Here is a 9,758-nt window from a genome sequence, read left to right as displayed (position 1 = left end):
CGGGAATAGCTCAGTTGGTAGAGCACGACCTTGCCAAGGTCGGGGTCGCGAGTTCGAGTCTCGTTTCCCGCTCCAATTATGGCGATCCAACCGACACGCCTACTTCTAAAAATCATCTCCTGCTTATTCAAAAGACTTCAGCGATCTGCTGAGGTGCATCTTCGCGTGTATCTCTGGATTAACCCTGGGGTTGGATCAGGCCGAATAATGCATTGGCATTAATCAGCCCGTAGGTCTGTCTTTGTTAGTGCACTGCTTTGCCAAAGCGCTCTTTTAGTGCTTCGTAATCAAAATCAAGCCCTTCACGCTCTGCTTCAAAGCGAAGTTCCTCAATATTCTGGTAGAATTCGATCTCTTCATCATCGAGATAGTGCAGGCAGTCGCCACCGAAGAACCAAAACAGGTCACGGCTCACTAAATGGGTGTGTTGTGGGTAGAGTCTCACCACTTGCGTGATGACGTCCTGCCCTTCGGTGTGCCAGTCGCTGCTGTGCTCTGCCATGGACTCGGCAAGATGGCGGAAATTATCCAGAAAAATCTCATCGGTCTCGGTGATTTGTTCATCACTGAAGTCCGGCAGTTTTTCCAGCGCCGTCAAGCTTTCAAGAAGCGTATCAAGGTGATACTCAAACCATTGTTGATCGTTCATTAAGACATCCGTTATTGCACTAGAGCGTGGTGTCGAGGGCGTCATAGAGTCAATCGGCCTTCGGGTCGGCTCATATTGTATTAATTCATCACTCGCAACGCATTGGTTCATTGAAGATTGGTTGAAAAGTCGTCGACTTCACCCAAGAATCTACGGCCACTGTCTGACTGGGGAAAGTTTATGACCAACGCATTGACCCTGCGAGGTTTGCGAAAAGTATATGGGAACGGTTTCGAGGCTCTTAAAGGCATCGATATGACCGTTGAGCAGGGGGATTTTTTCGCATTGCTGGGGCCAAATGGCGCTGGGAAGTCCACCACTCTTGGAATTGTTTCTTCACTGGTGCGTAAGTCCGGCGGAGAGGTTTCTGTATTCGGCTATGACCTGGACTCTGAAATGTCCAAGGCAAAAACGATGCTGGGGGTTGTGCCGCAGGAGTTTAACTTTAATCAGTTTGAGAAGGTGTGGAATATCGTCATCACTCAGGCTGGCTACTACGGTATTCCTGCTGAGATTGCGGCGCCACGGGCAGAGAAACTGCTTAAGCAACTGGATCTTTGGGATAAGCGCAACAACGTATCGCGTATGCTGTCGGGTGGTATGAAGCGTCGCCTGATGATTGCTCGTGCGCTGGTGCACAATCCGCGTCTGCTTATTCTGGATGAGCCGACCGCAGGCGTAGATATCGAGCTTCGGCGCTCTCTGTGGGACTTTCTTCGCAAGATTAATGCAGAGGAAGGTACAACCATCATTCTGACTACGCACTATCTCGAAGAGGCTGAAAATCTCTGCCGTAATATCGCCATCATTAATAAAGGCGAGATTATCGAGAATACGTCCATGCGCCAGTTACTCTCAAAATTGAATGTCGAAACCTTCCTTCTGGATATTGCCAAGCCTATTCAAGCAAGCGATGTGCCTCAGGTTGAGGGCTATCCTATCAGCCTGGTGGGCGAGACGACATTGCAGGTGGATGTTGAGAAATCTCAGGGCATTAACGCTTTGTTCGCTGGGCTGCAGGCGGCAGGTATAGAGGTTAACAGTATGCGAAATAAAGCCAACCGACTGGAGGAGTTGTTTGTGTCCCTCGTAACGGAGAGCGCTAAATGAATTCTAGAGAACTCTTTATTGCCTTCTGGACCATTCTGGTCAAAGAGATTCGCCGTTTCTCAAGAATCTGGGTGCAGACGATTCTTCCGCCTGCGATCACCATGACGCTGTATTTTGTGATTTTCGGTAATCTGATCGGAAGCCGGATTGGTGAGATGGGTGGCTTTACTTACATCCAGTTCATTGTGCCGGGTCTGATTATGATGTCAGTCATCACCAGTTCTTACGGTAACGTTGTCTCCTCGTTCTATGGCACCAAATTCCAGGGCCATATTGAAGAGTTGCTGGTATCACCTGTGCCTAACTGGGTGATCTTGCTGGGATACGTGTTGGGAGGTGTGGCGCGCGGCCTTGCCGTGGGCTTTATTGTGACCTTGTTGTCGCTGTTCTTTACCCATCTGAACATTCATCACATCGGGATTACGGTGTTGGTGGTTTTCCTGACCGCTTTCCTTTTCTCACTGGGTGGGTTTGTGAATGCGGTGTATGCCAAAAGCTTCGATGATATTTCCATCGTGCCGACTTTTGTGCTGACGCCTCTCACCTATCTGGGTGGTGTGTTCTATTCGATCACTTTGCTGCCTGTGTTCTGGCAGGGAGTGTCTCAGATCAACCCAATCCTTTATATGATTAATGCCTTTCGGTACGGCATTCTTGGCGTTTCAGATATTAATGTAGGTCTGGCTATAGTCATCATTCTGATCTGTAGCATCCTGCTGTTCTGGTTCTGCCTGAGCTTGCTGAAATCCGGCAAGGGCATTCGTCACTGAGGTTGCTATGCATAATACCGAGTCGTTGCTAAAACAGGCGCATGCACCGCTGGGTGAAAAGTCTAACTACGTTGATCGATATGATTCATCGCAGCTTTGTCCTATTCCACGTCACCAGATCTATTCTGGCGAGTGCTACCGGTGGGATGACTGGACGGGCTATGAGATCAGCTGGCTTAACCCTAAAGGGAAACCCTTGGTTCGCGTCGGTCTTTTTCGTGTGCCGGGTTGCTCGCCGTCTATTATCGAGAGTAAGTCGTTCAAGCTGTATTTGAACTCTTTTAATGGCTCCCGATTTGAGACGGAATCGGAGGTTGTTGATCTGATGACCAAGGATCTAAGTGCAGCCGCAGGGGCGCCTGTGCAAGTCCGTTTGCTAAAGGTAGCTGATGCTCCTGCCGTATTGGGCTTACCCGGAGCATGTATAGATGATTTGGATGTTGAGATATTGCATTACGCGCCTGAGGCTTCATTGCTTTCCACGGCTAGTGGCCAGGAGGTGGTTGAAGAGCGTCTCTACAGCGACTTGCTTAAATCCAACTGTCCGGTTACCAGTCAGCCGGACTGGGGTTCGGTCGTCATTGATTACCGCGGTACGCCAATTCATCATGAGGGGCTCTTGGCCTACATCGTTTCGTATCGGGATCATGGTGATTTTCATGAGCAATGCGTTGAGCAGATCTTTACTGACATCATGGAGCAGTGCCGTCCGGAGAGGTTGACGGTCTATGCGCGCTATGTGCGAAGAGGTGGGTTGGATATTAACCCCTGGCGGTCAACTGAGCCCGGCGAGCCTGATGATATCAGGCTGTCACGTCAGTAAGTTTGATAGATACAAAAGGGAAGCATCATGGCTTCCCTTTTTATTATTCTGCGCTCAAAAAGCCTGCAGCTACTCCTGAAGTAATGAAAAGCTCTCGCTGGCTTGCTGAGCCAGCCCCAGTTTCTCTTCCAGTTGTGCAATATCTTTTTTCACGATGTGATGCAGATCGCGAGATTCCTTAAGCATTTCTTCAATGAAAGCGTGATGCTGGGTTTTGGGTCTAATGCCGGCAAGCCCTGTTTCAAGTTCACTGGTTGTGGCTTGAAGTACGGCAATCTGTTCCTGGTACTCAGGTAGTTGAGCAGTGCTGTACCAGAGTAAGTCGCCAATCTTTCCGCGCAAGTTCTCCAAAGCTTCTGCAGGCAAATCCTCGCCCGCAGTCAAAGCCTCGGAGCAGCTTTGTTGTGCAAGTTTTAGCTCGCCAAGAGTATCTTTCCACTGCGTTAAGGTGTTTCCCGCGTTTTCGCTCTCGCTGGTATAGTTGGGGCCAAAAGCGGTGAAAACCTGTTTCATACTGTCTTTCAGTGTTGGCAGGTTCTGTAGTGTCTTGTTGAGCTCAGAGTTAAGAGTCGCAAGATGTTTACTGTCTTCAGTAGCCTGGCGCAGTGTCTTATTCAGCGCTCCAATCATTTTTGCCAATGCGGCGAGCTCGTCTTTAGGGTTGCCGGTTGCTTGTAAAATCCCTTCTTCGCTCACGCCTGCATCATTACTCAGTTGAAGTTCCGGGGCGTAGGAAGAGGCTACTCGGGTCAACGAAGAGTGAATGCTTTGCCAAAAACTTTCCTCGTCGGTGCTTTGCAGTGCTTGTTTCTCTGCATGGAGAAACATAAGTCGCATTGCGGTTGTCTGAACCTCTGCAGGTTGGTCAGGGTGAAGTTCAAAGCCGCTATTATCGGGGCGTAGCGATTTATAATGAAGAATAGTGTGTTGGAGTGCCTGATTGAGATGATGTCGATAAGTAGGAGATTCGGGCTCATCACTGAAGCCCTCAAGATCAAGATCGGGTAGGTGGTCAGGCTGCTTGTTGAGTTTCTCGCGTAGCCGCTTGATACGCTGGTTCTGGTAGCGGGTGAAAATGCCAAGAAACACCAGTAGCACTAACAAAACCACGACGGCCTCGATGGCGAACAGAGTCATTGGGTCCTGTGAACTCATGCAACTATCCTGTGACGATGATTTTGAATATCAAGCTTTAATCGTTAATAAAACTCATTATTATCTAACGCAGTAGCGTAACCAGCCGGTCATGCTCCCATTAGTGTATTAATAGGGGCATCAGGCAATTCCTTAAACGCAACTCCTTGAATTTCAGGTTATTACTATGTCGTCCTGAGTGGCGTTTCGTTCCCTCGGGTTGGCAGGTTTCAAATAGCCTCAGCTGGAAAGTATAGAGTTTAATTATATGGATGCATTGTCATTACTTGAGAATCGGGTTTCTTTCAGCAAGTTAGGTGGTGAAGCGCCCACTCCTGAGCAGCGGGCACTATTCTGGAAGGCTGCGATGCGAGCTCCTGATCACGGGGGAATACATCCCTGGCGTTTTATAGAGGTTGAGGGTGAGGCCAGGATGCGTCTCGGCGAGGTTTTCGCTCAGGTGGCTATGGAGAATGACCCTGATGCTGCGCCGGAGTTTCTCGAAAAGTGTTTGAATATGCCGCTGAGAGCGCCTCTGCTGATAGTTGTCGTGGCCTGTTACTCTGAGAATCCTAAAGTGCCTCGCTTTGAGCAAATGTTGTCAGCAGGAGCTGCGGCGCAGAATATTCTTCTCTCTGCTTTCGCGCAGGGTCTAGGGGCTATCTGGCGCACGGGCTGGGTAGCGGAAGATGCCAGTATTTCGCGCGCTTTGGGCCTTAAAGAAAATGAGCAGAATATCGGTATGCTTTATGTGGGTCAGCCTGCACAGGCTGTGCCGTCTGCACCTGTTTTGAATGCCGCTGACCACGTGTCGCAATGGAAAGGGGAATGATGGGGTTGGAGAAAGCGTTGCGCCAAGTGCAGCAGCGACTGGATTCCATTCCGTTGACAGCAGCGATGCAGCTGGAGCCATTGGTGCTTTCAGAGCGTGACCTAAGCCTGTGTGCCCCCATTGAGCCAAACGTTAATGATAAAGGCACAGGATTTGGTGGTGCGCTCGCTTCTGTTGCGACTCTGGCGGGGTGGGCGCTGGTTTCTGTATTGGCCGAGCGGGTCGAGCCGGGAGCTTTTGAAGTGGTCGTTCATAAAAGTAATCTGGAATATCAGAAGCCCGTCCGCTCCAGCTTTACCGCAAAGGTTGGACTGCCAGAAGAGTCAGAGCTGGACTCATTTGAACAAAAGCTTAAAGAGCGAGGAAAGGCGGCTTTAAATCTTATGGTGCATCTTATTGCTGATGATGGCATCGCGATGCTACTGACTGGACGCTTTGTGGCATACCGTTCTCAGTAAGGAAAATTTTTAAAAAGTGCTTGCGTTTCAAAAACCTAATAGTTACATTACGCACCGCGTTCAGCGATGAACGCTTTCGGTGAGGTGTCCGAGTGGCCGAAGGAGCACGCCTGGAAAGTGTGTATGTCGAAAGGCATCGAGGGTTCGAATCCCTCCCTCACCGCCAAATTCAAGAAAAAGCCCTGCAGTGAAAGCTGCAGGGCTTTTTCGTTTTTGTCGCGTGGATATCTTGCCCATGGTTAGAACTGAGCGTCTTTTGGAGCTTCTGCAGCTATTGCGCCACTATCGGCGACCTGTGAGCGCGCATGTGCTTGCGCAAAAACTGAATGTCAGTATCCGAACTCTGTATAGGGACATAGCCAGTTTGCAGTCTCAAGGGGCGCAGATTGAGGGCGAGCCTGGGCTTGGATATGTGATGAAGCCTGGCTTTATGTTGCCGCCTCTCATGTTTGATCTGAGTGAAATTGAGGCTTTAGTGCTGGGGGTAAGGTTGGTCGCAGAGCAGGGTGATCCTGCATTGGCGCAAAGCGCCTTGCGGATGCTTGAGAAAATCAGTGCTGTGCTTCCTTCTCATGTCAGCAAGGAGTTGCATGATTGTTCGTTGCTATTAGGTGCCGGACGGTCTATGCCTCATGCGGGTCATGGCGTTGATATCGAGCTTTTGAGGTCGTCGATTCGGCAGGAAAAAAAGGTCAAGATCCGGTACTTGGATGTGGCTGGAGAGTTCTCAGAGAGAACTGTCTGGCCATTTGCGCTGGTCTATTTTGATCAAAGCCGAGTTCTGATGTGTTGGTGTGAGCAGCGTGATGCGTTCAGGAGTTTTCGTGCAGACCGAATTCAGGAAGCGTTGATGGCTGACGAGCATTACCCTTCCAGCCGTCAGAAATTGCTCGCTCAGTGGCGTGATTCTGAATATGTGCCCGGGCGAAGTCTACTGCCAGAAATTGACAGTATCTCCACTTAAGATGAGCGGATTATCAATCGCGTCTTAAGGAGTAAATATGCATTCAACGCTCACGTCTCATCTGAATTTTGATGGTAATGCCCGACAAGCGCTGGAGTTTTATCATGCGGTTTTTCATGGTTCGCTAAGTCTGGTGACCTACCGTGAGGCTGGTCTTGCAGAGCAGGGGGTGGATTCGGAAGCGATTATCTGGGGACAGCTGATAAGTGATAATGGCTTTCGAGTGATGGCCTTTGATGTGCGTAAAGATATGCCATGGAGTCAGGGTGATAATGCATTTTATTTAGTGCTTGAGAGTGCTGATCAAAACCAGGCCCAGCGTCATTGGTATGATCTTTCTGTGGGGGCTGAGGTGCTGCAGCCCGCTCTATGGCATGTTGAAAGATCGCTTTGGGGTTACATGGGTGATAAGTGTTATTGGGATACGGTCGAAAAGAGCTAGTTAATCCTCAATGGCAAAAAAACCGGCGCAAGGCCGGTTTTTTATTTTGCTGTAGAGATCAGCCCATGGCTTCTCTCGGCGACAGGATCTTCATCGTGTTTGTGCCGCCTTGTTGCCACATGACACTGCCTTTGGTCAGGATGATCAGATCATCCATTCCAATAAGGCCTTTACTTACCAGCATTTCACAGACGCCGCGGGAAATTTCTTCCTCGGACAGTTCTGTTGCATCGTAGTAAAGTGGCTGAACACCTCGGTAAAGAGCCATTTTGTTCAGTGGCTTGGTGTTGTGAGACAGGGCAAAGATCGGCAGGCCTGAGCTGATTCGTGACATCCAATGAGGGGTCGAGCCAGTTTCGGTGATGGCTACAATTGCTTTTACACCTTGCAGGTGATTGGCGGTGTACATCGCCGCCATCGCAATGGCTTCGTCCTTGCGCTTAAAGGTGCCATCCATACGATGGCGGGATTTGTAAGCGCTTGGATGTTGCTCTGCGCCCAAGCAGGCGCGCGACATGGCTTTTACTGTTTCAATTGGGAATGCACCAGCGGCAGTTTCTGCTGATAGCATGACTGCATCAGTGCCATCCAATACTGCGTTGGCTACGTCCATTACCTCTGCGCGTGTTGGCATGGGGCTCTGGATCATGGATTCCATCATTTGTGTGGCAGTAATAACCAGACGGTCGAGTGTGCGAGATCGTGCAATCAGATGCTTCTGAACGCCTACGAGACGGGCATCGCCAATCTCAACGCCCAAATCTCCGCGAGCAACCATCACGGCATCAGAGGCAATAATGATCTGATCAAGCACTGCATAATCGTTAACAGCATCGGCGCGCTCAATTTTGGCCACGATGCCAGCATTGCTGCCTGCTGCCTGCAGTAAACGACGAGCCTCTTCAATATCTCCGGCACAGCGAGGGAAGGAAACGGCAACATAATCGACGCCAATAGCGGCGGCAGTTTTGATGTCTTCCTTATCCTTATCGGTCAGCGCGGGGGCTGAAAGACCGCCACCTTCACGATTGATACCTTTGTTGTTGGAGAGTTTGCCTGCAACTTCAACCTTGCAGTGCATCTGCGTGCCTTCGATATGATCAACGACCAATACGACACGGCCATCATCCAATAGCAGGCGATCGCCAGGGTTGCAGTCTTCGGCAAGTTCTTTGTAGTCAACGCCGACGCGAGTGGCGTCGCCTTCATCACGTCCAAGCGCGGTGTCGAGGATAAAATCCTGACCGATGCTCAGGGTGATTGGGCCATCCTTAAACCGTGAAATACGGATTTTTGGCCCCTGAAGATCACCAAGAATGGCAACGTAAGAGTTGAGTTCTTCGGCAATGCTGCGAACGCGCTCGGCTCGCATGCGGTGCTCTTCAGCGCTGCCGTGGGAGAAGTTCAACCGAACAACGTTAACACCTGCGCAAATCAGTTCGCGAAGAACTTCTGGTTGCTCACTGGCAGGTCCCAGGGTGGCGACTATTTTCGTGCGACGCATAAGCTCACTCGTTATCTGGATGAATTACTTGGCGGAGACCAGGGCGATGGTGTTATCCAGCATGCGGTTGGAGAAACCCCACTCGTTGTCATACCAGGCCAATACTTTCACCAGATTGCCATTGACGCGGGTCTGGGTCGAGTCAAAAGAGGAGGAGCGTGGGCAGTGGTTAAAGTCCACAGATACCAGTGGCAGCTCGTTATAAGCCAGCACGCCTTTTTCGCCCATGGAGCCTTCGGCGGCAGCTTTCATTATGCTGTTGATTTCTTCTTTGCTGGTTTCGCGTTTGGCGACGAAAGTCAGGTCAACAACAGAAACGTTGATGGTAGGTACGCGAACAGCGAAGCCATCAAGACGACCTGCTAATTCTGGCAGCACCAAGCCTACAGCTGCAGCAGCACCGGTTTTGGTTGGAATCATTGACTGGGTAGCAGAGCGGGCACGATAAATATCAGAGTGATAAACGTCGCTCAGGTTTTGGTCGTTGGTGTAGGCGTGAATAGTGGTCATCAAGCCGTTATCAATGCCGACAGTGTCGTTCAGTGCTTTAGCCAATGGTGCCAGGCAGTTTGTTGTGCAGGAGGCATTGGAAATAATGGTGTGGTCGGCAGTCAGAACGTCATCGTTGACGCCATAAACTACTGTTGCGTCTACATTGGTGCCTGGTGCGGAAATAATGACTTTTTTTGCACCAGCTTCAATGTGCAGTGCTGCTTTCTCACGGGAAGTGAAGAGGCCGGTGCACTCATAGACGACATCAACGTTCAGTGCGCCCCAGTTAAGTTTTGCGGGGTCACGCTCTGAAGAGATTGCAATCTCATCACCGTTTACATAGAGCTTATCGCCTTCAGCTTTTACTTCGCCATTAAAACGGCCATGTACAGTATCAAACTGAGTGAGGTGGGCATTGATCTTGGCGTCGCCCAGATCATTAATTGCAACCACCTGGATGCGATCGCGGTAACCATTCTCGTACAGAGCACGCAGAACATTGCGGCCGATGCGGCCATAACCGTTAATAGCTACACGAATTGTCACAACAAGATCCTCGCTTCATTAGAGCAGTGTGCTT

Annotated in this window: 11 protein-coding genes and 1 tRNA gene; 8 read left to right on the top strand and 4 right to left on the bottom strand. The window is 50.1% G+C overall.

What is annotated here, in order from left to right; genetic code table 11:
• Positions 1-244: 244 nt before the first annotated feature.
• Positions 245-649: a PA2817 family protein gene (locus ACKC9G_RS02770; RefSeq protein WP_411403413.1), complete on the bottom strand. Its 405-nt coding sequence runs from the start codon at positions 647-649 to the stop codon at positions 245-247.
• A 180-nt stretch (positions 650-829) separates the two neighbouring features.
• Here ACKC9G_RS02770 and ACKC9G_RS02765 point away from each other — a divergent pair, with 180 nt between their 5' ends.
• From ACKC9G_RS02765 to queF, 3 genes are read left to right on the top strand one after another with little or no spacing between them, the layout of a single operon-like run.
• Positions 830-1,759, top strand: coding sequence for an ABC transporter ATP-binding protein (locus tag ACKC9G_RS02765; protein ID WP_411403412.1), 930 nt, complete (start codon positions 830-832; stop codon positions 1,757-1,759).
• Complete coding sequence (locus ACKC9G_RS02760) at positions 1,756-2,529, top strand: ABC transporter permease (RefSeq protein WP_411403411.1); 774 nt, start codon at positions 1,756-1,758, stop codon at positions 2,527-2,529. The genes ACKC9G_RS02765 and ACKC9G_RS02760 overlap by 4 nt, the downstream gene beginning before the upstream one ends.
• Positions 2,530-2,536: 7 nt before the next feature.
• The gene (gene queF, locus ACKC9G_RS02755) at positions 2,537-3,352 is read left to right on the top strand and encodes an NADPH-dependent 7-cyano-7-deazaguanine reductase QueF (RefSeq protein WP_411403410.1); all 816 of its coding nucleotides are present in this window, start codon (positions 2,537-2,539) and stop codon (positions 3,350-3,352) included.
• Between the two features lie 69 nt (positions 3,353-3,421).
• Here the strand turns inward: queF and ACKC9G_RS02750 are convergent, their stop codons facing one another.
• Positions 3,422-4,507 (bottom strand): hypothetical protein, encoded by a 1,086-nt coding sequence (locus ACKC9G_RS02750; protein ID WP_411403409.1) that lies wholly within the window; start codon positions 4,505-4,507, stop codon positions 3,422-3,424.
• A 247-nt stretch (positions 4,508-4,754) separates the two neighbouring features.
• Here ACKC9G_RS02750 and ACKC9G_RS02745 point away from each other — a divergent pair, with 247 nt between their 5' ends.
• The 5 genes from ACKC9G_RS02745 (at position 4,755) to ACKC9G_RS02725 (ending at position 7,182) form a co-directional block, all read left to right on the top strand.
• Positions 4,755-5,318 carry a nitroreductase gene (locus ACKC9G_RS02745; protein ID WP_411403408.1) on the top strand — a complete coding sequence of 188 codons (564 nt, stop codon included), beginning with the start codon at positions 4,755-4,757 and terminating at the stop codon, positions 5,316-5,318.
• Positions 5,315-5,776 (top strand): YiiD C-terminal domain-containing protein, encoded by a 462-nt coding sequence (locus tag ACKC9G_RS02740; RefSeq protein WP_411403407.1) that lies wholly within the window; start codon positions 5,315-5,317, stop codon positions 5,774-5,776. The genes ACKC9G_RS02745 and ACKC9G_RS02740 overlap by 4 nt, the downstream gene beginning before the upstream one ends.
• Before the next feature lie 78 nt (positions 5,777-5,854).
• Positions 5,855-5,942, top strand: a tRNA-Ser gene (locus tag ACKC9G_RS02735).
• 69 nt (positions 5,943-6,011) lie between these two features.
• Positions 6,012-6,740: a helix-turn-helix transcriptional regulator gene (locus ACKC9G_RS02730; RefSeq protein WP_411403406.1), complete on the top strand. Its 729-nt coding sequence runs from the start codon at positions 6,012-6,014 to the stop codon at positions 6,738-6,740.
• A 37-nt stretch (positions 6,741-6,777) separates the two neighbouring features.
• Positions 6,778-7,182, top strand: coding sequence for a VOC family protein (locus tag ACKC9G_RS02725; protein ID WP_411403405.1), 405 nt, complete (start codon positions 6,778-6,780; stop codon positions 7,180-7,182).
• Positions 7,183-7,240: 58 nt separating this feature from the next.
• Here the strand turns inward: ACKC9G_RS02725 and pyk are convergent, their stop codons facing one another.
• Both pyk and gap read right to left on the bottom strand, forming a co-directional pair.
• Entirely contained in the window at positions 7,241-8,686 is a 1,446-nt protein-coding gene (gene pyk, locus ACKC9G_RS02720) for a pyruvate kinase (protein ID WP_411403404.1), read from the bottom strand.
• 24 nt (positions 8,687-8,710) lie between these two features.
• A complete protein-coding gene (gene gap, locus ACKC9G_RS02715) occupies positions 8,711-9,724 on the bottom strand; it encodes a type I glyceraldehyde-3-phosphate dehydrogenase (protein WP_411403403.1) in 1,014 nt (337 codons plus the stop codon).
• Between the last annotated feature and the right edge of the window lie 34 nt (positions 9,725-9,758).

The sequence above is a fragment of the Pokkaliibacter sp. CJK22405 genome (genome assembly GCF_046614695.1).
Taxonomy (GTDB): domain Bacteria; phylum Pseudomonadota; class Gammaproteobacteria; order Pseudomonadales; family Balneatricaceae; genus Pokkaliibacter.
This window is presented reverse-complemented; position numbering and strand designations above follow the sequence as displayed.

Bases quoted from the DNA above. Each gene is read 5' to 3' on its own strand.
- ACKC9G_RS02770 (WP_411403413.1), bottom strand. From the start codon at position 649: ATGAACGATCAACAATGGTTTGAGTATCACCTTGATACGCTTCTTGAA.
- ACKC9G_RS02765 (WP_411403412.1), top strand. From the start codon at position 830: ATGACCAACGCATTGACCCTGCGAGGTTTGCGAAAAGTATATGGGAAC.
- ACKC9G_RS02760 (WP_411403411.1), top strand. From the start codon at position 1,756: ATGAATTCTAGAGAACTCTTTATTGCCTTCTGGACCATTCTGGTCAAA.
- queF (WP_411403410.1), top strand. From the start codon at position 2,537: ATGCATAATACCGAGTCGTTGCTAAAACAGGCGCATGCACCGCTGGGT.
- ACKC9G_RS02750 (WP_411403409.1), bottom strand. From the start codon at position 4,507: ATGAGTTCACAGGACCCAATGACTCTGTTCGCCATCGAGGCCGTCGTG.
- ACKC9G_RS02745 (WP_411403408.1), top strand. From the start codon at position 4,755: ATGGATGCATTGTCATTACTTGAGAATCGGGTTTCTTTCAGCAAGTTA.
- ACKC9G_RS02740 (WP_411403407.1), top strand. From the start codon at position 5,315: ATGATGGGGTTGGAGAAAGCGTTGCGCCAAGTGCAGCAGCGACTGGAT.
- ACKC9G_RS02730 (WP_411403406.1), top strand. From the start codon at position 6,012: ATGGTTAGAACTGAGCGTCTTTTGGAGCTTCTGCAGCTATTGCGCCAC.
- ACKC9G_RS02725 (WP_411403405.1), top strand. From the start codon at position 6,778: ATGCATTCAACGCTCACGTCTCATCTGAATTTTGATGGTAATGCCCGA.
- pyk (WP_411403404.1), bottom strand. From the start codon at position 8,686: ATGCGTCGCACGAAAATAGTCGCCACCCTGGGACCTGCCAGTGAGCAA.